Source organism: Serratia sp. HRI (genome assembly GCF_010119335.3).
Classification (GTDB): Bacteria; Pseudomonadota; Gammaproteobacteria; order Enterobacterales; family Enterobacteriaceae; genus Serratia; species Serratia nevei.
In genome coordinates this window covers 4,104,202-4,126,470 of sequence record NZ_CP083690.1, presented here as the reverse complement: position 1 = coordinate 4,126,470, position 22,269 = coordinate 4,104,202, and the positions used below count along the sequence as shown (strand labels likewise).

The following is a 22,269-nucleotide window of genomic DNA, read 5'->3' as shown; positions in this document are numbered from 1 at the left end:
CGTTTCGCTGCGGTTTAGAAGCGCACCTCCCCGCCGAAGATATAAGTCCGCCCACGGGCGGTGTTGGTCGGCGTCTCATACTGCGACTGCGACGGCAGCGAGTTCATCTTGTTCAGCGCGTCCGAATAGTCTTTGTCCATCAGGTTTTGCACGCTGAGCTTCAGCAACAGATTGCGATTCACCTGATAGGTGCCGTATAGATCGATAATGGTCGGAATATGCGGCGCCGGCTCTTTCAGCAACTGCTCATTCTCATCGTAATCAGAGTCCGGCGACAGGCGCACCGATTTGCCGGTGTATTTCACCACCCCGCCCAGCGTCAGTTTCTCGTCCAGCAAGCGTACCCCGCTGTCCAGCGTGAAGTAGAATTCCGGCAGTTCGCTGACATCGCCCGCGCCGAACACGTTGCTGGCCTGGTTGGTCGGCTGCGAGGTATGCTCCTTGCTTAACGACAGCTTGGTGAAGGCGAAACCGGCGTCGTACAGCGCTTCAAGCTCCACCCCGCGCATTTTGACCGGTTCGGGGGCGTTGCTGTACATGGTCATGCTGACGTTGACGTCCGCGTTATCCCACTCTTCCTGCGTCGCCTGCGAACGGTTGCACTTCTGGCGGTTTTTACACACCAGGTAGGTTTGGCTGGATATGTAGTTTTTGATTCTGGTTTCGAAATAGACCGCTTTCAGTTGGAAACTGTCCTGCTTGAACAACAGATCGTGGGCATTGGCATTGAAACCGCCCTGCCAGGTCTCCGCTTTTTCGCCCTTCAGGAACGGGTTCATCGACTGACCGCCGCTGTTGGCGAAGAACACCTCCTGGATATTCGGCCCGCGCATCGACTTGCTGTAGCTGACGAAAGGTTGCAGCCACGGCGTCACCTGCGCCGACAGCATGACCGACGGGTTGAAGCCGTGTTCGTTGCGGTTGATATTGCCGGCGCCCTGCGGGAAGCACTCTACGCGCTCGTCACAGGCTGGCTTATAGCCGGAAAGGCGATAGGCGGTGTAGTTCAGATCGAAATTCCCCTGCCAGATACCGTAGTTGGCCTGCAACCCACTGTACAGGCTGGAGATATCCTGCTTGCCCGACATTCCCACCGGCATGCTTTCCGCCTGATTGTCATCCGTCACCAAACCGGAGGCCTTTTTCTTATACTCGTTGCGCACCAGCTTGCCGCCGTAGCTGAAGGCGAAATCGACGTCCTGCTGGCTGAAACGGCTGGTGTTGTTGATATCCAGCGCATCGGAGATGTTTTTCGCCGTGCTGTCGCTGAAGCCCGCCATGTTGTTGGACATGAATTTCTGCTCACCCCGGCTGGTGCTGGCGGTCAGGTTGAAATCGATCAGTTCCGAGAACGGCGCGTAGTGATATTTAAGGTAAAAATCGTCGCTGTCGATGTGGCGGCGGGTGATTTTATTCTGGTAGCTGCGCGCCGACAGTTCGATGCTGTTAAAGGCATCCGGCTTGATGTCCACCTTAAACAGCTGGGATTTCGGGTTCTGGCGGTAGGTTTTATCGACGTTGAACATCTCGCTGTCGAAACCGGCGCCGTTTTTGTAGTTGGAGGTGATGGAACTGCCGCTGATCGCTGCCATCGCTCCCAGGCTGCCGCCGTCGGCAAAGGCGGCGGTTTTGGCACCGACGGCGATCATGCCGCTGCGGCCGATGCCGTTATTGCCCACCGAGAATTTGGTGCGCACGCCGAACGGGTTATCGGAAAACACCACGTCGTCCACGCCGATAGTGCGGAAGTTGGCGCTGCCCGCCAGAGCGTTCACCCCAGCGGAGCCGGTGGCATTGCCGCGCGCCACGTCGACGCCGACGATAAAGTTAGGATCGATCAACGCCCCGAACTGGCTGGTGGGCAATCCCCCGTGCGCTGCGTCGCTCGGCGAGTTGCCGTAGTAGTTTTGCGTGATGCCGTCGACCATGGTGTTGACCCGGCCAAAGCCGCTCAGGCCGCGAATATTGACGCTGACCGATCCCTGGCCGGGATCGATCTGGGTATAGGTGCCCGGCATACTGCGCAGAATGCTGTCCACCGACTCCAGATTCTTGTTTTCATCGCGCGAGCTGAACGCGCCCGGCCGGGCCAATGCGTCTTTTTCGCTGCTCTTGCCGCTGTCGGCGGCCGAGACGTTGAGCGGGCTGAACGCCACGCTGCCTTTATTATTTTCCGCCTGTTCCTGCGCGGCCGCAGCCGGCCCGTACAGCGCCAGTCCCGCGCCGATCAGGCTCGCTATCATTTTGATTTTCATATATCCCCAGAAATAGCCAATAAGGTTTGATGGCCGACAATGCCCAGCAAAAAGCCCGCCGAAAGCGCGGTAAAAGTTGTTATTGTTTTATTGCGCCGCAGCGTGCTGCGGCGCTGAAGGTTATTTCTGCGCCTGCCGATCCGCCGCCAGAATAAAGGCGTACTCCAGCGCGCCGTTTTCCAGCCGCGCCAGGCGGCCCGATTTGCCGCCGTGGCCGGCGGTCATGTCGGTAGAGAGCAGCAGCAGCGAATCGCCCTGCTTGAAGCGCCGCAGCTTCGCTACCCATTTGGCCGGCTCCCAATACTGCACCTGCGAGTCGTACAAGCCGCTGGTGACCAGCAGGTTCGGGTAACGCTGCCTGCGCACGTTGTCGTACGGGCTGTAGGACTTCATCAGCGCATAGGCGGCCGACTGGTGCGGGTTGCCCCACTCCTCGTATTCCCCGGTGGTGAGTGGAATGCTGTCGTCCATCATGGTGGTCACCACGTCGACGAACGGCACCTGCGCCACCACCGCGTTGTACAGCTGCGGCGCCTGATTGATCACCGCTCCCATCAGCAAGCCGCCGGCGCTGCCGCCCATGGCGTAGATGCGCCCCGGTTGGCCGTAGCCGTCTTTGATCAGCGCCTGGGTGGCGTCGATGAAGTCGTTGAAGCTGTTCGGTTTATGCGTCAGCTTGCCCTGCTTGTACCAGCTCTGCCCCAGCTCGCCGCCGCCGCGCACGTGGATCAGCGCATAGACGAAGCCGCGATCCAGCAGGCTGATGCGGTTGGCGCTGAACGCCGGATCCATGCTCATGCCGTAAGCGCCGTAGCCGTAAACCAGCAGCGGGTTATGCCCGTTTTTGAACAGCGATGTGCGGTACACCAGCGAGACCGGCACCTTCACGCCGTCGCGCGCCGTGACCCAGATGCGCTCGCTGTGATACAGGCTCGGATCGACACCTTTCACCTCCTGCTGCTTCAGCAGGGTGCGCTCGCCCTTGTTCAGATCCCACTCATAGGTGTGGGTCGGCGTGGTCATCGCCGAATAGCCGTAGCGCAAGCGATCGCTGTCCGGCTCAGGGTTATAGCCCAGCCAGGCCATGTAGCTGGCGTCGTCGAACGGGATGGCGCGCTCGGTTTTGCCGTCCCAGCTGATTTGCCGCAGCTGCACCAGCCCGTTGGCGCGCTCCTGCACCACCAGCCAGTCGCGGAACAGGCTGAAGTTCTCCACCTCGTGCTGCGCCTGCGGCGCGATCAGCGTCTGCCAGGGTTTGCCCGCCGCCGCCGTGCGGTACAGGCCAAAGTTCGGATCCTGATGGTTGGAACGCAGGTAGAACTCACCGCGGTAGTGATCGAGGTAATACTCGCGGCCGTTCTGCCGGGCGGCGAACAGCTGCGGCTCGCGCTGCGGCTGGTTGGCGTCGATCAGGCGCACTTCGGAGGTGGTGTTGCCGCTGATGGTCAGAATCAGGTAATCGCGCGAGGACGAGCGGCCGAGGCTGAGGTAGAACGCCGGATCGTTTTCCTGGTACACCAGCTTATCTTCCGCCGTCGGCGTACCGTACTGATGGCGATAGACCTGGTATGGCAACAGCGTTTGTGGGTGGTTGCGCACGTAGAACAGGGTTTGGTTGTCGTTGGCCCACACCATGTTGCCGGAGGTGTTTTCCAGCGTTTCCGGCGACCAGCGTTCGCTGCCTATATCGCGCAGGGAGATGCGGTATTGGCGGCGGCCCTGCAGATCTTCGGCCACCGCCAGCCGGCGGTTGTCCTGGCTGACATCCATCGCCCCCAGGCGATAGTAGGCGTGGCCGGCCGCGCGCTGATTGGCGTCCAGCAGGGTTTGCCACGGCGCGTCGGCGGTGAGCGCCTGGCGCTGATACAACGCGAAATCTTTACCGGCAGCGTAGCTTTCCTGATAGCGATAGCCGTTGAGCTGATACGGCACCGAACGATCGTCAGGGTTCATGCGGCCCAGCATCTCCTGATACAGCGTGGCGCGCAGCTTCTGGTACGGCGCCATCATCTGCTCGGTGTAGCGGTTCTCCGCCTTCAGGTAGTCCAGCACCTTCGGCTCTTTTCGGCTGTCGTCGCGCAGCCAGTAGTAATCGTCGGTGCGCGTCTCGCCGTGGGCGGTCAGCGCTTTCGGCGCGCGCTCCGCCAACGGCGGCTGCGGTTGCGCCAGCGCGGCGCCGGCGATGCCTAAAGAAAGCCAGAGCGCGGCCGCGATGCGACGGCGCGGGGTGAATAACAGCGGATTCATAATCCCTCACGAAGTTTGAAGAGGCGCACGACGGCGATGCGGCGCCTGCGGGCATTAACGGCGGGCATTCAGCTCCGCCAGATTGAAATCGATCGGCATCGTCACCTTGACGGCCCCCTGCTGCAGCATCTCCGGCGGCGGCGGCGGCAACGGCTGGGCGCGTGACACCACCGCCACCGCTTCCCGATCCAGCGACGCGGTGCCGGAACGCACCTGCAGCATGAGGTTCGAGACCCGCCCCTGCGCGTCGACGCTGAAGCTGACCTGCGGCATGCCGCTGCGCCGACGGCTGCGGGCATCCAAAGGGTAATCCTTGATGCGGTTCAGTTTGCCTTTCACCAGGCTCTCCCACGACAGTTTGGCCTGCGCGTTGCTGTTGGCGTCGCTGTTGATCGGTGCGGCGGTCTGATGGGAGAGCGTCTGCGCCTGCGGCGCGGCGGCGCTGGACGCGGCGGCATTGCGCGTCTCTTTGGCCTGTTCCTGCGGCTTCGGCTGCGATTTTTGCGGAGGGCGGTGTTTGGCGCGCTTCTTCTGCGCCGTCACGATTTTCGCTTTCTCGGCGCGCGCCAGCTTGGGCAGATCCGGCTGTTGCTGCTGCTCCGCAGGCTGCGCCGCGGCGGATTCCGCCTGCTGCACGCCCAGCGGCAGCGGCTTGCTTTCCGGCGCTTCAATCTGCGCCGCCCAGCTCATCATCACCGCCGGCGGTGGCAGTACCACCGGCTCCAGCGCCGTCTGCGGCCAGTAAAACAGCAGCACCAACGCCGCGTGCGCCGCCAGGGCGAGCAGCAGGCCGCGCGCCCAGCGCGGCTGCGGCAGTTCAAAGGCCGGGAGGGAGTAAGACTGACTTAACATAGGGGCATTAGCTTGCTTAATTGCGAATGATTGCAGATCACATTTACTAATGATAATCATTTGCAATTATAATTAACACCCCTTTTCACTGTCTTAACGTATTCATTTCACTGATGGTGTGATCCACAGGTAGTCTGCGGTGTTCGCATCGACCTGTACGCCCGGCTCCGCCAACATCAGCACCGTCGGCGCCGCCGCCGGTTGCAGATCCCGCACGTGCAGCGGCACCCCCACCGATTTGGCGGCGTGATAGCCGCCGGCGATCAGCAGCGCGGGCGTCGGCGCCGCCAGCAGACGTTCCGCCATGCGCCGGTCGCGCTGCTGCTGGATCGCCAACATCGCCTGCAGCTGGTCGGCCTCAATCTGGCCGCCGTGCGAAGTGCGGATGGTCTCTTCCAGCGCCTTGCGCACCGCCGGCTGCGCCGATAGCTGCCCCGCCGGGAACTGCGGCTGCTGATAGAACGCCGTAATCTCGCTGCGATCCAGGTTGGCCGACCACAGCGGGTAAGGCGCGCGCATCGCCGCCATCGTCACCCCGCCATACAGCTCCCACTTCCAGCCCGGCTGCCAGGCGATCAGCTCCGCTACGCGGCCGTCACGCACCGTGGGATCGCTCTGCAACCACCGCTTGACCTTGTCGACCTGCGCCTGTTGGCTCGGGTTGATCATCTCCATCAGCACGCTGCCCTGCGGCCGCCGCAGCGGCAGCTGCTGCACCAGCCATTGCTCAATCTGATGGTGATAAGGATTGTCATGCTTCTCCCCCAGGATCACCCGCGGCTGCCGCGCCAATCGCGTCAACAGCTGCTCCGGCGTCAGGGTCGCGCCGCTGTGCAGATCGGTGATGCTCCCCAAACTCGCGACGTCGTTGGCCGGCGCTTTCACCGGCGCCTGGCTGCAGGCGCCGAGCGCCAACGCCGCCAATAAAATCAGGTATCTCATCATGTGGCCCCATTATCGAAAATGGCGACATTATAGATAATAATTATCATTTGCATATAGATCCGACTTAACGATTTTTTTACGCGCCGATCGCCGGCTGCGCATTGCGTTGAAAAAGCATTGCGGGTATAACCAATAGCCATTCAGATATTTAGACGTCTATACGGATAGATTATTATGCAACCATCGGCACCCGCCGCAGGACAGTTCAAACGCAGCATGAAGGCCCGGCACCTGGTGATGCTGTCGCTGGGCGGCGTGATCGGCACCGGGCTGTTTTTCAACACCGGCTACATCATCTCCACCACCGGGGCGCTCGGCACACTGCTGGCCTACCTGATCGGCGCGCTGGTGGTGTATCTGGTGATGCTGTGCCTGGGCGAGCTGTCGGTGGCGATGCCGGAAACCGGCGCTTTTCACGTCTATGCTTCGCGCTATCTGGGGCCGGCCACCGGCTATGCCGTCGCCTGGCTGTATTGGCTCACCTGGACGGTGGCGCTCGGCTCCAGCCTGACCGCCGCCGGATTCTGCATGCAGTACTGGTTCCCGCAGTCGCCGGTGTGGCTGTGGTGCCTGATCTTCTGCGCGGCCATTTTCCTGCTTAACGTGGTGACCACCCGCTTTTTCGCCGAAAGCGAATTCTGGTTTTCGCTGATCAAAGTGGTGACCATTCTGGCGTTTATCATTCTGGGCGGCGCCGCCATGTTTGGCCTGCTGCCGATGAAAGACGGCACGCCGGCGCCGTTCCTGCATAACCTGACCGCTTCCGGCTGGCTGCCGCACGGCACGCTGCCGATCCTGATGACCATGGTGGCGGTGAACTTCGCCTTCTCCGGCACGGAGCTGATCGGCATCGCCGCCGGTGAAACCGAGAACCCGGAAAAAGTCGTGCCGCTGGCGATCCGCACTACGGTGATCCGCCTGATGCTATTCTTTATCGGCACGGTCTTCGTGCTGGCGGCGTTGATCCCGATGGATCAGGCGGGGATCGTCAAAAGCCCGTTTGTGCTGGTGTTTGAACGCATCGGCGTGCCTTACGCCGCCGATATCTTCAACTTCGTGATCCTGACCGCCATCCTGTCGGCGGCCAACTCCGGCCTGTACGCCTCGGGGCGCATGCTGTGGTCGCTGGCCCACCAGCGCACCCTGCCGGCCTACTTTGCGCGCGTCAATACACGCGGCATTCCGATCAACGCCCTGACCTTCAGCATGCTCGGCGGCGTGCTGGCGCTGTTGACCAGCGTGATCGCGCCGGACACGGTGTTCGTCGCCCTGTCGGCGATCTCCGGTTTTGCGGTGGTGGCGGTGTGGCTGAGCATCTGCGCGGCCCACTTTGCTTTCCGCCGCGCCTACCTGCGCAGCGGCCAGCCGATAAGCGGCCTGAAATACCGCGCGCCCGGCTACCCGCTGACGCCGATCCTCGGCTTTGCGCTGTGCCTGCTGGCCTGCATCGGGCTGGCGTTCGATCCGGAGCAGCGCATTGCGCTCTACTGCGGGCTGCCGTTCGTCGCCCTGTGTTACCTCACCTATTTCCTGACCCGGCGCGCCGGACAAAAAACCGCTTTGGGAGAACAACATGTCGGTTAACAACCCCGTCGCCCGCCTGCTGGCCGAACACCCCACGCTGATCCTGGACGGCGCGCTGGCCACCGAGCTGGAAGCGCGCGGCTGCGATCTGACCGATCCGCTGTGGTCGGCCAAGGTGCTGATTGAGAATCCCGAGCTTATCTATCAGGTGCATCTCGATTATTTCAACGCAGGCGCCCACTGCGCCATCACCGCCAGCTATCAGGCCACGCCGCAGGGCTTCTTGCGCCGCGGCCTGGATCAGGAGCAATCGCTGGCGCTGATCGCCAAAAGCGTGCAGCTGGCGCAACGCGCGCGCCGGGATTATCTGGCCGCGCACCCGCAGGCCGCGCCGCTGCTGATCGCCGGCTCGGTGGGCCCGTACGGCGCCTATCTGGCCGACGGCTCGGAATACCGCGGCGACTACCGGCTGGCGCAGGATGACATGATCGCCTTCCACCGCCCGCGCCTCGCCGCGCTGGCCGCCGCCGGCGTCGATCTGCTGGCCTGCGAAACACTGCCGTCGTTCGCCGAACTGCAGGCGCTGCTGACGCTGCTGCAGGAATTCCCGACGCTCGGCGCCTGGTTCGCCTTCACCCTGCGCGACAGCCAACACCTCAGCGACGGCACGCCGCTGCCGGAGGTCCTGTCCGCGCTGCGCGGCAACCCGCAGGTGTTGGCCATCGGCATCAACTGCATCGCACTGGACAAGGTCGCCCCGGCGCTGCGCCAACTGGGCGCGCTGGCCGATAAACCGCTGCTGGTGTATCCGAACTCCGGCGAGCACTACGATGCGGTGAGCAAAACCTGGCACGCCTGCGGCGGCGAGCACGGCAGCCTGGCCGATCAGGCGGTGGAGTGGCGCGCGCTCGGCGTACAATTGATCGGCGGCTGTTGCCGCACCACCCCGCAGGATATCCGCGCCATCGCCGCACGCTGCAAGAAATGAGAAAGGGGGGTTATTCGGTTAGCAGGCGCAGTTGCTCCGCGGCTTGTTCAACGTTGAGGCGGCCTTGAGCTGCTTCAACCGTAATTTCGACCAATTCTGCATCTTCCCGCAGTGCAATGCCATTAATACCGAGAAATAGCGCCATGCTTTGGAAGGCCGTACGTTTGTTGCCATCAAGAAAAATGTGACCGTGGCTGATGGCGATGAGATAGAGCGCGGCCAAACGATAAACGTCGGTGACGTTTTCGTAGTGGTAAGCATTGAGCACGCGGTTGGCGGCAGCCTCAACTTTTCTGCCTTCCTGGCGGCCGTGAGGCACTATTTCAGCATTGAATTCCGCAATATCCTCTGCGGTCAAAAAGATCATCTATTCGCCAGCGCCTTAATCGTATCCGCGTGTTTAGCCTGAATGCGCGCTTTCACCTTGGCTTTGACCAAGACCTCATAGTCGGCCTTACTGATGATGTAAACCTCATCGTGTCCGCGGCGCGTCACTTCCACCGGCTGTTTTTGCGCTTCCAAAAGCACCTCGGCCAAATTGTTTCTCGCCGCCGTGTAGCTAATCGTAGTCATTTTCTTTACCTGTACATGTACATATTTGACGATTATTTGTACCACGTCCGCTGGAAATAAAAAGCCCCCGGCGCCAACGGCGCAGGGGGCCAGTCACTCAACCCGGGCTTACAGCGGTTCGGTCTGGGCTTCCACCACCGCCAGCGCCACCATGTTGACGATGCGGCGCACCGAGGCGATCGGCGTCAGGATGTGCACCGGCTTGGCGACCCCCATCAGCACCGGCCCGACGGTCACCCCTTCCGAGCAGGAGACGCGCAGCAGGTTGTAGCTGATGCGCGCCGCTTCCATGTTCGGCATGATCAGCAGGTTGGCCGAGCCTTTCAGCGGGCTGTCCGGCATCAGATCGTGACGGATGCTTTCCACCAATGCGGCGTCACCGTGCATTTCGCCGTCGATCTCCAGCTCCGGCGCCAGCTCGTTCACCAGCTCCAGCGTTTTGCGCATCTTGCGCGCCGCCGGGCAGTCGGAAGAGCCGAAGCTGGAGTGAGACAGCAGCGCCACCTTCGGCTCGATGCCGAAGCGGCGCACGGTTTCCGCCGCCATCAGGGTGATCTCCGCCAGCTGCTCCGGCGTCGGATCGTCGTTGACGTAGGTGTCGGCGATAAAGGTGTTGCCGCTCGGCAGCAGCAGCGCGTTCATCGCGCCGGCGACGTGCGCGCCTTCACGGAAGCCGAACACGTTCTTCACCACGTCGTAATGCTCATGGTAGCTGCCGATGGTGCCGCAGATCATCGCATCCGCTTCGCCGCGGTGCAGCATGATGGCGGCGATCAGCGTCGGGTTGCCGATCACCGCACGACGCGCCTGTTCCTGCGAGACGCCGCGACGCTTCATGATCTGGTAGTACTCGCCCCAGTATTCGTTAAAGCGCGGATCCGACTCGTTGTTCACCACTTCGAAATCCTTGCCCGGCGTCAGCTGCAGACCCAATTTTTTCAGGCGCATCTCGATCACGCTCGGGCGGCCGACCAGGATCGGGAAGGCCAGCCCCTGCGACACCAGCTCCTGCGTGGCGTGCAGCACGCGCTCTTCCTCGCCTTCCGCCAGCACCACCCGCTTCACCTCTTTGCGCGCCTGCGAGAAGATCGGCTTCATGAACAGGTTGGTTTTGTAGACGAACTCCGCCAGCTTCTCGACGTAGGCGTCGAAGTCTTCGATCGGGCGCGTCGCCACGCCGGACTCCATCGCCGCCTTGGCCACCGCCGGCGCGATCTTGACGATCAGGCGCGGATCGAACGGTTTCGGAATGATGTATTCCGGCCCGAAGGAGAGATCCTGGTCGTCATAGGCGGAAGCCACCACGTCGCTCTGCTCCGCCAGCGCCAGATCGGCGATGGCATGCACGCAGGCCAGCTTCATCTCTTCGTTGATGGTGGTGGCGCCCACGTCCAGCGCGCCGCGGAAAATAAACGGGAAGCACAGGACGTTATTCACCTGGTTCGGGTAGTCGGAGCGGCCGGTGCAGATGATGGCGTCCGGGCGCACCGCTTTGGCCAGCGGCGGTAAAATTTCCGGTTCCGGGTTGGCCAGCGCCATGATCAGCGGATCGCGCGCCATGGTTTTCACCATATCCTGCGTCAGGACGCCCGGGCCGGAGCAGCCGAGGAAGATGTCGGCGTTCGGGATGGCGTCGCCCAGCGTGCGCTGGCCGTTATCCTCGATGGCGTAGGCGGCTTTGGTCTGCTCCATATTGGCGTCGCGGCCTTTATAGATGACGCCCTTGGAGTCGCAAACGGTGATGTTCTGTTGCCGCAGCCCCAGCGCCACCAGCAGGTTCAGGCAGGCGATGGAGGCCGCGCCGGCGCCGGACACCACCAGGCGTACGTCGGAGATATTCTTCTTCACCACGCGCAGGCCGTTGAGCACCGCCGCAGTGGTGATGATCGCCGTGCCGTGCTGGTCATCGTGGAACACCGGGATCTTCATGCGCTCGCGCAGTTTCTGTTCGATGTAGAAACACTCCGGCGCCTTGATGTCTTCCAGGTTGATGCCGCCGAAGGTCGGTTCCAGCGCGGCGATAATGTCGATTAACTTGTCAGGGTTATGCTCATCCACTTCGATATCAAACACATCAATACCGGAAAACTTCTTGAACAAAACGCCCTTGCCTTCCATCACCGGCTTACCGGCCAACGCGCCGATATTGCCCAGACCCAGTACCGCCGTGCCGTTGGAAATCACCGCCACCAGGTTGCCGCGCGCGGTGTATTTGTAGGCTGCCAACGGATCTTCGGCGATCTCGAGGCAAGGCGCGGCGACGCCCGGCGAATAGGCCAACGCCAGATCGCGCTGGGTCGCCAACGGTTTGGTGGGGGAAACCTGGATCTTCCCTGGGACAGGAAACTGATGGAAATCAAGGGCACTCTGTTTGAGCTGTTCGTCCATTATGGATTCCTTTGTTTTTTGCTTTTATGTTGAGGTAAGGCTTTGAGGCTGCGCCCTGCCGTGGGCCGTGGCGCCCAAGTACAATGACAGGGCGCAGCCTTGAAGTATAGTGAGAGAAACATCACAAACTTTGAAGCGGGCCATAACCTTGGCCGAAAGACCGTTTTAAAAGTAAAAAAAAGAAGGTCTGCGGGACGCGCACAGAAACGCCGCCGTCAACGTGGCGGCAGCGTGGTGCGCCAGGCGTTGAGCGTCTCCACCTGGCCGGCGCAAATGTGTAACGAGGTTTGTAACGCCAGGGTATAGCTTACCGCATCGCCCCAGGTCTCCCCTTGCAGCTGCGGTTGCTCACAGGGCGCGAATACCGACTCAGGGGGCAACAGCGGCACGGCCTGCGGCGCCGGCGGCCGGGCGCAAGAGCTCAAGCACAGCGCCAGGCAGAGGCTGAGCGGCGCAGGGATCGTTTTTAATCGCTTCACGGTATTTCCTCTGATAAGCCTCGTGTTGTTGGCGCAGCTGCCGTTCCTGCCGCTGCTGCGCCGCCATCAGCGCACGGTTTTGCGCATCCTGGGTCTGCAGGGTGGCGATCAGCCCGGCCTGCTGCGCCAGGCTTTTCTGCAGCTCTGCCGCCTGTTGCCGCGCGGACGCCAACTGGTGCGACAGCAGCGAGCTGTAGCCGCCGAGGCAGATGGCCGCCAGCAACAGCAGCAGCAACCCGCCCTGCAGCAGTTTTTGCAGCCAGTCGCTCATGCCGGGTAATCCCGGAACGCCAGCTGGAAATGCGGGCCATCCTTGAGGGTTTTCCACTCGCCGCCCCATTCGACGTTAACCCCGCATTCACGCGCCGCGCGCCGCACCGCCACCGCAATCTGCGCGTAGTAATCCCACTCCCAGGAAACCACGCCCGCCGGCATCGCCACCACGTCCACCGCGTGGCCGGTCAGGTGGCGGCTGCGCAACGTTTGGCTGCTGCCGGCGCGCACCATTTCCCGCTGGCGCGCCATGCTGCGCAGCCCCTCACTGACGGAGAACGGCACCAGCGAATAACGCAGCGCCAAACGAATAACGCGCACCAGATCCGGGTGTACGCCGCGCAGGTTCTCTTCGCTGCGGGCGGTAAAACGAATATCTTCGATGTCATTTAACATTTTTAAACCCCGTTTTTTTGCCAATGAATTTCTTAATTAAGGCGTTGATGTAATCCGCCCCCATAAAGCCAATCAGCACGCTGGCTAAATTCGCCCACTTTAATTCCAGGCCCATCAGCGCCAGCGCATCGCGCACCGTCCAGGCCAATAACGCGCACATCGCCGCATTCAATAAACGCCGCCGAATACCCACGTTGCGGTAGGCGCCGTGCAATAGCGCCATTACGCCGGCCAAAATGGCGTTTAATACCGGCTGAAGATATTCACATACTCGCTGGACTATTAAGCCAACAGCGTCAGGCTCTATGCTGGACATAGCTCATCTCCTTTTTTATTTTTAATTAAATGCCAATCACGGCCGGTGGGACATCGGATAATCAGAATCTAGTTAAGGATGCTATGACAAAGCAAATGAATAAATACAGACCCTATGGTCGAATTCATTCATGCTGAGCGCTGGCACAACACCTAAACGCCAATGCAGGTGACGGTGAACAAAAATTCATTGTTATCGTGATTTATTTCGACTTTTATTTTCACCAAAAATAAACATTAATGGCTGTGGGAAATAGTTCCCCATCATAAAAACATCCACTCTGGAGAAATATCATGTCCACACGCAAAGCCGTTATTGGGTATTATTTTATTCCAACTAACCAAATCAATAATTACACCGAGTCCGATACGTCCGTCGTGCCGTTCCCGGTTTCCAACATCACGCCGGCCAAAGCCAAACAGCTGACGCACATCAACTTCTCGTTCCTGGATATCAACAGCAATCTGGAATGCGCCTGGGATCCGGCCACCAACGACGCCAAGGCGCGTGATGTGGTCAATCGCCTGACCGCGCTCAAAGCGCACAACCCCAGCCTGCGCATCATGTTCTCCATCGGCGGCTGGTACTACTCCAACGATCTGGGCGTGTCGCACGCCAACTACGTCAACGCGGTGAAAACCCCGGCGTCGCGCACCAAGTTTGCCAAATCCTGCGTGCGCATCATGAAGGATTACGGCTTCGACGGCGTGGACATCGACTGGGAGTACCCGCAGGCCTCAGAAGTGGATGGTTTCATCGCCGCGCTGCAAGAGATCCGCACCCTGCTGAACCAGCAAACCGTCACCGACGGCCGCCAGGCGCTGCCGTACCAGTTGACCATCGCCGGCGCCGGCGGCGCTTTCTTCCTGTCGCGCTATTACAGCAAGCTGGCGCAGATCGTCGCGCCACTCGATTACATCAACCTGATGACCTACGATCTGGCCGGCCCCTGGGAGAAGGTAACCAACCACCAGGCGGCGCTGTTCGGTGACGCGGCCGGGCCGACCTTCTACAACGCGCTGCGCGAAGCCAATCTGGGCTGGAGCTGGGAAGAGCTGACCCGCGCCTTCCCCAGCCCGTTCAGCCTGACGGTCGACGCCGCGGTGCAGCAACACCTGATGATGGAAGGCGTGCCAAGCGCCAAGATCGTGATGGGCGTCCCCTTCTACGGCCGCGCCTTCAAAGGCGTCAGCGGCAGCAACGGCGGCCAGTACAGCAGCCACAGCACGCCGGGCGAAGATCCGTATCCAAGCACCGACTACTGGTTGGTGGGCTGCGAAGAGTGCGTGCGCGACAAAGATCCGCGCATCGCCTCCTATCGCCAGCTGGAGCAGATGCTGCAGGGCAACTACGGCTATCAGCGGTTGTGGAACGACAAGACCAAAACCCCTTACCTGTATCATGCGCAGAACGGGCTGTTCGTCACCTATGACGATGCCGAAAGCTTCAAATACAAAGCGAAGTACATCAAGCAGCAGCAGCTGGGCGGCGTGATGTTCTGGCATCTGGGGCAAGACAACCGCAACGGCGATCTGCTGGCCGCGCTGGATCGCTATTTCAACGCCGCAGACTACGACGACAGCCAGCTGGATATGGGCACCGGCCTGCGCTACACCGGCGTCGGCCCCGGCAACCTGCCGATCATGACCGCGCCGGCCTACGTGCCGGGCACTATTTACGCGCAGGGCGCGCTGGTGTCCTATCAGGGTTACGTCTGGCAGACCAAGTGGGGCTATATCACCTCGGCGCCGGGTTCCGACAGCGCCTGGCTGAAAGTAGGCCGCGTGGCGTAAGCCATAAAAAAACCCCGTAGCCGAACGCTGCGGGGTTTTCATTGAGTTAACCGTTTGATTTTCGCGTCCCTTCGTCTCTATTCCTTCAGTTGTGGCACCAAGGATAGCCGCCATCCCGCACCACTTCCCGGCCCATCAGGCTGTAAACATCGCTTTTGCGCGTCAGCCGCTCATGCCACCAGCTAAACCCGGCGCCCTTGCTGGCCGGATGCCACGCCAGCCAAATCATTTCGTCGCCCTTTTGCATCTCCACCGGCACCGTCACCAGTTCGCCGCTGGCCAATTCCTTTTCGATCAGCGCAGGCGGCAGAAAAGCGTGGCCGATGCCGCGTTTGAGCAGCGCCAGGTTGCTTTCCACGTCGCACACCACCAGCTGACGCTGCAGAGGCAGTGTGCCGTGATTGCGTTTAGGCAGCTCATGGCTGCTGTCGGCGATCACCACCACGATGTCGTTCAAGCGCTGCTTCTTGCACACCGGCTTTCTCTGCGCCGCAAACGGGTGCGAAGGCGACACGCACAGCACGAAGTTGAGCTTGCCGAGCATCAGGGTTTTGGCCTGTACGCTGTCGGGAATTTGGCCGATGGCGATGATCAGGTCCGCCCGGTTGTTCTTCAGCGCATCCCAGGTGCCGTTCAGCGCTTCCCGCTGCACCGAGATATTGGCGTTCGGGCAATGCTGAATATAGTCACGGATATCCTGCGTCAGGGTCTCCAGCGGGAAGAAGGTGTCCACCGCCAGGCGGATATTATTGTCCAGCTTGGGGATGTTTCTTACCCGACTTTCCAGATCCTGCACCGCATTTAATATCCAGCTGCCCTCCTGCAGGAGAAATTCCCCTTCATCCGTCAGGGTAATCATGGGGCCATTGCGATGAAAAAGTTTCACGCAGAGTTTGCTTTCAATATTGGAAACCCGATAAGAGATCGCCGAAGGCGTTTTATGCAGTGCCTCCGCCGCCATAGAGAAAGAGCCGGTGCTCTTGATGGTGCTGATTATTTTAATCGCGTCCAGGGATAATCTAGTCATACAAATTCCTCTTTAAAATAAAATAAGAAAAATGACACTAAATTCCCAAGGTGGTGGCGCACAAAAATCGATCAAATCGAACAAGGGTACTCAAGGCAACAAGCAATATACTTCATAAATGAGAGCGCTATCTTAAATACTATTCATCACTACATGATATAAATTTCATCATAGCGCCGTGCTTTTACACTGTGACAGTTAAATAAATTCAACCTAACGATCAAAGATCGTCATCATAATAATTTTCGTTAATAGCCGCTAAAACATTCCGCTCTGCTGCACAACCAGAATGATAAAAATAAAACAAGCCGACAAACAGGGTTATTTCTAATTGCGTTATTAGCCTCTCATTTTGTCGGTGAAATACGCTCAACTTACAACATAATTTCAGTCAGGAGTGACTTATGAACAAAACTTCCCGTACCCTGCTCTCTCTGGGCCTGCTGAGCGCGGCCATGTTCGGCGTTTCGCAACAGGCGAATGCCCACGGTTATGTCGAGTCGCCGGCCAGCCGCGCCTACCAGTGCAAACTGCAGCTCAACACCCAGTGCGGCAGCGTGCAATATGAACCGCAGAGCGTCGAAGGCCTGAAAGGCTTCCCGCAGGCCGGCCCGGCTGACGGCCATATCGCCAGCGCCGACAAGTCCACCTTCTTCGAACTGGATCAGCAAACGCCGACGCGCTGGAACAAGCTCAACCTGAAAACCGGCCCGAATTCCTTTACCTGGAAGCTGACCGCGCGTCACAGCACCACCAGCTGGCGCTATTTCATCACCAAGCCGAACTGGGACGCTTCCCAGCCGCTGACCCGCGCCTCCTTTGAACTGACGCCGTTCTGCCAGTTCAACGACGGCGGCGCCATCCCTGCCGCACAGGTGACCCACCAGTGCAATATACCGGCAGACCGCAGCGGTTCGCACGTGATCCTTGCCGTGTGGGATATAGCCGACACCGCCAACGCCTTCTACCAGGCAATCGATGTCAACCTGAGCAAATAATCGGCCAAATGAGGAGATCGTTGAGGGTTCAGCCTGGCGCTGAACCCTTCTTTTTGGTTCATCGCGCTTTACCGGGGAACGCTGCTTTGATTTTCAGGAAGAAGTAAGCGTTATCCCGGTATCCATAGGCCATCCGCTTCATCACTTTTATCTTATTGTTCATCCCTTCCAGCACGCTGGTATTCAACCTGTGTCTGGCACTCGCGATGATGCCACCGACATACCCTTTCAGTTTCTCGGCGAAGTGTTGCAACGCCTTGATTCCGCTTTCCTGAGACTGCCTGTACCAGCTTGTCCAGCGTCTCTGCGCCTCTTGTTCACTCGGGGCGTACCACAGTTCTTTCAGCGTCGTTTTCATCAGCCAGACCACATTCAGCGGCTGATTCGCCTCCAGCAACGCCGTGAGCTTTACCTCATGCCCTTCGGGCAGGTTTTCGGGGTTGCGCAGCAGCAGCCAGCGGCTGCGTTTGATGACCTGACGCGATTTTGGGTTATCACGGAGTTGATTGGCCTGGTCGACGCGGACCCGGTCGATAACCTCCCGGCCATACTTTGCCACCACATGGAACAAGTCATAGACCACTTCCGCCTGCGGGCAGTGATGCCTGACCTCCAGGTCTAACGCCGTATTCATATCCATGGCGACAGACTGGATAGCGGCACAACCTTCAGCGCCCAGCCAGACGAAGAAGGGGCGGAAGGCCGCTCTGCTGCGGCCTTCGCCCACCCACAACACCTGTTGCGTATCCGCATCCATCACCACGGTGGCATAACGATGTCCTTTGAACAGGGCGAACTCATCCATCACCAGACGGCGGAGGGTATGGCGCTGCGGCTCTGTCCGTTCCCGCAGCAGACGCCGGTAGTCGATATTCTTGACCGTATGCCAGTGCAGGCCGGTGAGTTGTGCAACGTGCTTAATCGGCAGTAAACGGACCAGTGACTCAACCCATACGGATAGCGTCGTGGTATATCTCTGGCGTTCAGGCAACCAGCTGATTTTTTCGGTGGTGACCCCGCAATGGGGGCAACACAGGCGCCGGACGGGGACGTTGAGCCAGACGACCCAATCGAGCAGCTGGCGTTCACGCACTCGGCGGAAGGAAACATCATGCACAACAGGCACCCGCCGCTCACAACGACGACAACAGGGCATGACGGCAGCGTCAGGCTGGAGCTGGATAAGCAGGGAGTTGGCAGAAGGATGCGAGAAGGAATTGACGATAAAGCCTTCCCAGAACAGGGAGCAAAGGTTAGCATTCATAGTGACGGCAGTTTTGAAGGTTTAGGGTGTGTTTTGGCGAATACAAACCTAAACGTTCTGACTGCCGTTTTCTATTGGTTCACGCTAAAGCGCGATGAACCTTCTTTTTTGCCTCTCACTTTACCGCCCCCTTCACCTCCCCCCGCTGCAAGCCGTGCCCCGCCTGGGTTTATTCGGCATTCATTGTTATTATCCATCGCAACAATCAGAAAAAGCGCATTTTCATTCCCGACCCGATGATGCAGTGTGTTCCCCCTATGATGAAAAAGGTTCTCATTTCCCTACGTTGAGCTTGGTCAAGGAGCTTATTAATGAATCAATTAGACGCACTCAAGCAGCTGACCACGGTGGTCGCCGACAGCGGCGATATCGAATCCATCCGCCAGTTCGAACCCCAGGACGCCACCACCAACCCTTCGCTGATCCTGAAAGCCGCCGCGCTGCCGCAGTATAAAGCGCTGATCGTCGAAGCACTGGATTACGCACGTCGTCAGGGCGGCAGCAAGGAAACCCAGCTGATCAACGCCAGCGATAAGCTGGCGGTCAATATCGGCGTCGAGATCCTCAAAAGCGTGCCGGGCCGCATCTCCACCGAAGTGGACGCCCGCCTGTCGTTCGATCGCGGCATGTGCGTCGCCAAAGCGCGCAAGCTGATCGCCATGTATCAAGAACAGGGCATCGACAAATCGCGCATCCTGATCAAACTGGCTTCCACCTGGGAAGGCATCAAAGCCGCCGAAGAGCTGGAAAAAGAAGGCATCAACACCAACCTGACGCTGCTGTTCTCTTTCGCCCAGGCCCGCGCCTGCGCCGAAGCCGGCGTGTATCTGATCTCGCCGTTCGTCGGCCGCATCTATGACTGGTACCAGGCCAAACAGCCTGCCGCCGACTACAATGCCGATCAGGATCCGGGCGTGAAGTCGGTGCGTACCATCTATGAGTACTACAAGCGTCATCGTTACCAGACGGTGATCATGGGCGCCAGCTTCCGTAAGGTTGAGCAGATTTTGGCGCTGGCCGGCTGCGATCGCCTGACCATCGCACCAAACCTTTTGGAACAGCTGAAAAACAGCGACCGGCCGGTCGAGCGTAAGCTGACCCCGTCTACCGAGGGCTTCCACCAACCTGCCCCGCTGGCCGAAGCGGAGTTCCGCTGGCTGCACAATCAGGACGCCATGGCGGTGGAAAAACTCGCCGAAGGCATTCGCCTGTTCGCCGTCGACCAGCAGAAGCTGGAAGACATGCTGGTCGCTCAACTGTAACCGTACTGGAGTTTCGTTATGTCTTCTCGTAAAGAGCTTGCCAACGCCATCCGCGCACTCAGCATGGACGCCGTACAAAAAGCAAATTCCGGCCACCCGGGTGCCCCTATGGGCATGGCGGACATCGCCGAAGTCCTGTGGCGTGACTACCTCAACCACAACCCGACTAACCCGCACTGGGCTGACCGCGACCGTTTCGTGCTCTCCAACGGCCACGGCTCCATGTTGATTTACAGCCTCCTGCACCTCACCGGCTATGACTTGCCGATGCGCGAGCTGGAAAACTTCCGTCAGCTGCACTCCAAGACCCCAGGGCACCCGGAGTACGGCTACACCCCAGGCGTTGAAACCACCACCGGCCCGCTGGGCCAGGGCATCGCCAACGCCGTCGGCTTCGCCATCGCCGAACGCACCCTGGCGGCGCAGTTCAACCGCCCGGGCCACGACATCGTTGACCACCACACCTACGCCTTCATGGGCGACGGCTGCATGATGGAAGGCATCTCGCACGAAGTCTGTTCTCTGGCCGGTACCCTCAAGCTCGGCAAGCTGACCGCTTTCTACGATGACAACGGCATCTCCATCGACGGCCACGTCGACGGCTGGTTCACCGACGACACCGCCCTGCGTTTCGAAGCCTACGGCTGGCACGTGGTGCGCAACGTTGACGGCCACAACCCGGATGCCATCAAGGCCGCGATTGAGGAAGCGCGCAAGGTGACCGACAAGCCGTCGCTGCTGATGTGCAAGACCGTTATCGGCTTCGGTTCGCCGAACAAGGCCGGCACCCATGACGTGCACGGCGCCGCGCTGGGCGCAGCCGAAGTGGCCGCCACCCGCGAGCGGCTTGGCTGGAAATACGCCGCCTTTGAAATCCCGCAGGACATCTACGCCCAGTGGGACGCCAAAGAAGCCGGTCAGGCCAAAGAAGCGGCCTGGAACGACAAGTTCGCCGCCTACGCCAGGGCCTTCCCGGAGCAGGCTGCCGAGTTCAAGCGCCGCATGAACGGCGAGCTGCCGGCCGACTGGAAAGCTGACGCCAAAGCATTCGTGGAAAAACTGCAGGCCAACCCGGCCAACATCGCCAGCCGCAAGGCGTCGCAGAACGCGCTGGAAGCGTTCGGCAAGGTGCTGCCGGAGTTCCTGGGCGGCTCTGCCGACCTGGCACCGAGCAACCTGACCATGTGGTCCGGCTCGAAAGCGCTGAACGTTGACCCGGCGGGCAACTACATTCATTACGGCGTGCGCGAGTTCGGCATGACCGCCATCACCAACGGCATCGCGCTGCACGGCGGCTTCCTGCCGTACTCGGCGACCTTCCTGATGTTTGTAGAATACGCCCGCAACGCGGTGCGCATGGCGGCGCTGATGAAGCTGCGCAACGTGTTCGTCTACACCCACGACTCCATCGGTCTGGGCGAAGACGGCCCGACCCACCAGCCGGTGGAGCAGCTGGCGAGCCTGCGCGTGACCCCGAACATGAGCACCTGGCGCCCGTGTGACCAGGTGGAGTCGGCGGTGGCGTGGCAGTACGGCATCGAGCGCAACGACGGCCCGACCACGCTGGTGTTCTCGCGCCAGAACCTGACCCAGCAGCCGCGCAGCGCAGAGCAGCTGGCGAACGTGTACCGCGGCGGCTACGTGCTGAAAGACTGCGCGGGCACGCCGGACGTCATCCTGATTGCCACCGGCTCCGAAGTGGGCATCACGGTGGAAGCGGCGGACAAGCTGACCGCAGCGGGCCGCAAGGTGCGCGTGGTGTCGATGCCGTCGACCGACGCGTTCGACAAGCAGGATGCGGCGTACCGCGAGTCGGTGTTGCCGGCGGCGGTAACGGCGCGCGTGGCGGTGGAAGCGGGTATCGCGGACTACTGGTACAAGTACGTGGGCCTGAACGGCGCCATCGTGGGCATGACCACCTTCGGTGAGTCGGCGCCGGCGGAGCAGCTGTTCGCCGAGTTCGGCTTCACCGTGGACAACGTGGTGGCCAAGGCGCAGGCGCTGCTGAAGTAAGCGGCCTGGCGCAAGCCGATAAAAAAGCCGGTCATCGTGACCGGTTTTTTTTATGCCATCACCCGATGAATCTGCAAATATTGCAGCAGCATGATGGTCTTGCCGTCTTTAATGCGGCCGTCGGCGATCATCGCCACCGCTTCGCTGAACGGCAGTTCGATCACTTCGATATCTTCATCTTCAATGCCGCCGCCGGCCGCGCGCCGCTCATCGTCATGGTATTCGGCGATAAAGAAGTGCACGATCTCGGTCACGCCGCCCGGCGACATGTAGGCTTCGAAGATTTTCTTGACCTCGCTCACCTGGAAGCCGGTTTCCTCCACCGCTTCGCGGCGCGCGCACTGCTCCGGCGAATCGGCGTCCAGCAGGCCGGCGCAGGCCTCGAGCAGCATGCCGCTTTCGTTGCCGTTGACATAGGTCGGCATGCGGAACTGGTTGGTCAGCACCACCGTGCCCTTGGCGCGGTTGTACAGCAAAATGGTGGCGCCGTTGCCGCGATCGTAGACCTCGCGCATCTGTTGCACCGAACCGCCGTTTTTGCGTTTCAGATCGAACGTGTACTTGTGCAGCACATACCAGTTGTCCGACAGCAGCTCTTTCTTCACATTCTCAATTTTCGACGACATGCCCTTTTCCCTTGAGTAGTAACCTGAAGATCATACCGCGATTAGGCCGC

Annotated in this window: 20 protein-coding genes; 6 read left to right on the top strand and 14 right to left on the bottom strand. The window is 60.2% G+C overall.

Going from position 1 to position 22,269, the window contains the following annotated elements:
• Positions 1–14: 14 nt before the first annotated feature.
• The 4 genes from GF111_RS19730 to GF111_RS19715 all read right to left on the bottom strand — a co-directional run bounded on the left by GF111_RS19730 (position 15) and on the right by GF111_RS19715 (position 6,296).
• The gene (locus GF111_RS19730) at positions 15–2,255 is read right to left on the bottom strand and encodes a TonB-dependent receptor domain-containing protein (RefSeq protein WP_110593819.1); all 2,241 of its coding nucleotides are present in this window, start codon (positions 2,253–2,255) and stop codon (positions 15–17) included.
• A 120-nt stretch (positions 2,256–2,375) separates the two neighbouring features.
• Positions 2,376–4,502, bottom strand: a complete 2,127-nt coding sequence (locus GF111_RS19725; protein WP_147190549.1) for a S9 family peptidase — start codon at positions 4,500–4,502, stop codon at positions 2,376–2,378.
• A gap of 54 nt (positions 4,503–4,556) precedes the next feature.
• Positions 4,557–5,354, bottom strand: a complete 798-nt coding sequence (locus GF111_RS19720) for an energy transducer TonB (protein WP_055317351.1) — start codon at positions 5,352–5,354, stop codon at positions 4,557–4,559.
• A 102-nt stretch (positions 5,355–5,456) separates the two neighbouring features.
• The gene (locus GF111_RS19715) at positions 5,457–6,296 is read right to left on the bottom strand and encodes a ChaN family lipoprotein (RefSeq protein WP_147190559.1); all 840 of its coding nucleotides are present in this window, start codon (positions 6,294–6,296) and stop codon (positions 5,457–5,459) included.
• A 177-nt stretch (positions 6,297–6,473) separates the two neighbouring features.
• Here GF111_RS19715 and mmuP point away from each other — a divergent pair, with 177 nt between their 5' ends.
• Positions 6,474–7,883 carry an S-methylmethionine permease gene (gene mmuP, locus GF111_RS19710; protein ID WP_038881254.1) on the top strand — a complete coding sequence of 470 codons (1,410 nt, stop codon included), beginning with the start codon at positions 6,474–6,476 and terminating at the stop codon, positions 7,881–7,883.
• Positions 7,873–8,811 carry a homocysteine S-methyltransferase gene (mmuM, locus tag GF111_RS19705; RefSeq protein ID WP_047730132.1) on the top strand — a complete coding sequence of 313 codons (939 nt, stop codon included), beginning with the start codon at positions 7,873–7,875 and terminating at the stop codon, positions 8,809–8,811. The genes mmuP and mmuM overlap by 11 nt, the downstream gene beginning before the upstream one ends.
• Positions 8,812–8,821: 10 nt before the next feature.
• Here the strand turns inward: mmuM and GF111_RS19700 are convergent, their stop codons facing one another.
• The 7 genes from GF111_RS19700 to GF111_RS19670 form a co-directional block, all read right to left on the bottom strand.
• Positions 8,822–9,178 carry a type II toxin-antitoxin system death-on-curing family toxin gene (locus GF111_RS19700; RefSeq protein ID WP_224217748.1) on the bottom strand — a complete coding sequence of 119 codons (357 nt, stop codon included), beginning with the start codon at positions 9,176–9,178 and terminating at the stop codon, positions 8,822–8,824.
• The gene (locus GF111_RS19695; RefSeq protein ID WP_004936539.1) at positions 9,175–9,384 is read right to left on the bottom strand and encodes a type II toxin-antitoxin system Phd/YefM family antitoxin; all 210 of its coding nucleotides are present in this window, start codon (positions 9,382–9,384) and stop codon (positions 9,175–9,177) included. The genes GF111_RS19700 and GF111_RS19695 overlap by 4 nt, the downstream gene beginning before the upstream one ends.
• 108 nt (positions 9,385–9,492) lie before the next feature.
• Positions 9,493–11,772 carry an NADP-dependent oxaloacetate-decarboxylating malate dehydrogenase gene (gene maeB, locus GF111_RS19690; RefSeq protein ID WP_038881248.1) on the bottom strand — a complete coding sequence of 760 codons (2,280 nt, stop codon included), beginning with the start codon at positions 11,770–11,772 and terminating at the stop codon, positions 9,493–9,495.
• Positions 11,773–11,987: 215 nt separating this feature from the next.
• Positions 11,988–12,161, bottom strand: a complete 174-nt coding sequence (locus tag GF111_RS19685) for a hypothetical protein (RefSeq protein WP_038881246.1) — start codon at positions 12,159–12,161, stop codon at positions 11,988–11,990.
• Positions 12,142–12,522, bottom strand: a complete 381-nt coding sequence (locus GF111_RS19680) for a DUF2570 family protein (protein WP_047730130.1) — start codon at positions 12,520–12,522, stop codon at positions 12,142–12,144. Before GF111_RS19680 ends, GF111_RS19685 begins: the two co-directional genes overlap by 20 nt.
• Positions 12,519–12,920, bottom strand: a complete 402-nt coding sequence (locus GF111_RS19675; protein ID WP_038881240.1) for a M15 family metallopeptidase — start codon at positions 12,918–12,920, stop codon at positions 12,519–12,521. Before GF111_RS19675 ends, GF111_RS19680 begins: the two co-directional genes overlap by 4 nt.
• On the bottom strand, positions 12,910–13,236 hold the full coding sequence (locus GF111_RS19670) for a phage holin, lambda family (protein ID WP_004936551.1): 327 nt from the start codon (positions 13,234–13,236) through the stop codon (positions 12,910–12,912). Before GF111_RS19670 ends, GF111_RS19675 begins: the two co-directional genes overlap by 11 nt.
• Positions 13,237–13,529: 293 nt before the next feature.
• Between GF111_RS19670 and GF111_RS19665 the strand changes: the two genes are divergently transcribed.
• Positions 13,530–15,029, top strand: a complete 1,500-nt coding sequence (locus tag GF111_RS19665) for a glycosyl hydrolase family 18 protein (protein WP_048234509.1) — start codon at positions 13,530–13,532, stop codon at positions 15,027–15,029.
• 85 nt (positions 15,030–15,114) lie between these two features.
• Here GF111_RS19665 and GF111_RS19660 read toward each other — a convergent pair whose 3' ends face one another.
• Positions 15,115–16,056, bottom strand: coding sequence for a LysR family transcriptional regulator (locus tag GF111_RS19660; RefSeq protein WP_038881234.1), 942 nt, complete (start codon positions 16,054–16,056; stop codon positions 15,115–15,117).
• Positions 16,057–16,460: 404 nt separating this feature from the next.
• Between GF111_RS19660 and GF111_RS19655 the strand changes: the two genes are divergently transcribed.
• Positions 16,461–17,054: a lytic polysaccharide monooxygenase gene (locus GF111_RS19655; protein ID WP_047730128.1), complete on the top strand. Its 594-nt coding sequence runs from the start codon at positions 16,461–16,463 to the stop codon at positions 17,052–17,054.
• A gap of 58 nt (positions 17,055–17,112) precedes the next feature.
• Here the strand turns inward: GF111_RS19655 and GF111_RS19650 are convergent, their stop codons facing one another.
• Positions 17,113–18,318, bottom strand: a complete 1,206-nt coding sequence (locus tag GF111_RS19650; protein WP_224217747.1) for an ISL3 family transposase — start codon at positions 18,316–18,318, stop codon at positions 17,113–17,115.
• Positions 18,319–18,629: 311 nt separating this feature from the next.
• Here GF111_RS19650 and tal point away from each other — a divergent pair, with 311 nt between their 5' ends.
• The gene (gene tal, locus GF111_RS19645) at positions 18,630–19,580 is read left to right on the top strand and encodes a transaldolase (protein WP_055313440.1); all 951 of its coding nucleotides are present in this window, start codon (positions 18,630–18,632) and stop codon (positions 19,578–19,580) included.
• A gap of 18 nt (positions 19,581–19,598) precedes the next feature.
• The gene (gene tkt / locus GF111_RS19640; RefSeq protein ID WP_048234513.1) at positions 19,599–21,593 is read left to right on the top strand and encodes a transketolase; all 1,995 of its coding nucleotides are present in this window, start codon (positions 19,599–19,601) and stop codon (positions 21,591–21,593) included.
• 50 nt (positions 21,594–21,643) lie between these two features.
• Here tkt and nudK read toward each other — a convergent pair whose 3' ends face one another.
• Positions 21,644–22,219, bottom strand: coding sequence for a GDP-mannose pyrophosphatase NudK (gene nudK / locus GF111_RS19635; protein WP_047730125.1), 576 nt, complete (start codon positions 22,217–22,219; stop codon positions 21,644–21,646).
• Positions 22,220–22,269: the final 50 nt, after the last annotated feature.

Excerpts from the sequence above, each read along its gene's own strand:
- GF111_RS19730 (WP_110593819.1), bottom strand. The coding sequence starts at position 2,255 with ATGAAAATCAAAATGATAGCGAGCCTGATCGGCGCGGGACTGGCGCTG.
- GF111_RS19725 (WP_147190549.1), bottom strand. The coding sequence starts at position 4,502 with ATGAATCCGCTGTTATTCACCCCGCGCCGTCGCATCGCGGCCGCGCTC.
- GF111_RS19720 (WP_055317351.1), bottom strand. The coding sequence starts at position 5,354 with ATGTTAAGTCAGTCTTACTCCCTCCCGGCCTTTGAACTGCCGCAGCCG.
- GF111_RS19715 (WP_147190559.1), bottom strand. The coding sequence starts at position 6,296 with ATGAGATACCTGATTTTATTGGCGGCGTTGGCGCTCGGCGCCTGCAGC.
- mmuP (WP_038881254.1), top strand. The coding sequence starts at position 6,474 with ATGCAACCATCGGCACCCGCCGCAGGACAGTTCAAACGCAGCATGAAG.
- mmuM (WP_047730132.1), top strand. The coding sequence starts at position 7,873 with ATGTCGGTTAACAACCCCGTCGCCCGCCTGCTGGCCGAACACCCCACG.
- GF111_RS19700 (WP_224217748.1), bottom strand. The coding sequence starts at position 9,178 with ATGATCTTTTTGACCGCAGAGGATATTGCGGAATTCAATGCTGAAATA.
- GF111_RS19695 (WP_004936539.1), bottom strand. The coding sequence starts at position 9,384 with ATGACTACGATTAGCTACACGGCGGCGAGAAACAATTTGGCCGAGGTG.
- maeB (WP_038881248.1), bottom strand. The coding sequence starts at position 11,772 with ATGGACGAACAGCTCAAACAGAGTGCCCTTGATTTCCATCAGTTTCCT.
- GF111_RS19680 (WP_047730130.1), bottom strand. The coding sequence starts at position 12,522 with ATGAGCGACTGGCTGCAAAAACTGCTGCAGGGCGGGTTGCTGCTGCTG.
- GF111_RS19675 (WP_038881240.1), bottom strand. The coding sequence starts at position 12,920 with ATGTTAAATGACATCGAAGATATTCGTTTTACCGCCCGCAGCGAAGAG.
- GF111_RS19670 (WP_004936551.1), bottom strand. The coding sequence starts at position 13,236 with ATGTCCAGCATAGAGCCTGACGCTGTTGGCTTAATAGTCCAGCGAGTA.
- GF111_RS19665 (WP_048234509.1), top strand. The coding sequence starts at position 13,530 with ATGTCCACACGCAAAGCCGTTATTGGGTATTATTTTATTCCAACTAAC.
- GF111_RS19660 (WP_038881234.1), bottom strand. The coding sequence starts at position 16,056 with ATGACTAGATTATCCCTGGACGCGATTAAAATAATCAGCACCATCAAG.
- GF111_RS19655 (WP_047730128.1), top strand. The coding sequence starts at position 16,461 with ATGAACAAAACTTCCCGTACCCTGCTCTCTCTGGGCCTGCTGAGCGCG.
- GF111_RS19650 (WP_224217747.1), bottom strand. The coding sequence starts at position 18,318 with ATGAATGCTAACCTTTGCTCCCTGTTCTGGGAAGGCTTTATCGTCAAT.
- tal (WP_055313440.1), top strand. The coding sequence starts at position 18,630 with ATGAATCAATTAGACGCACTCAAGCAGCTGACCACGGTGGTCGCCGAC.
- tkt (WP_048234513.1), top strand. The coding sequence starts at position 19,599 with ATGTCTTCTCGTAAAGAGCTTGCCAACGCCATCCGCGCACTCAGCATG.
- nudK (WP_047730125.1), bottom strand. The coding sequence starts at position 22,219 with ATGTCGTCGAAAATTGAGAATGTGAAGAAAGAGCTGCTGTCGGACAAC.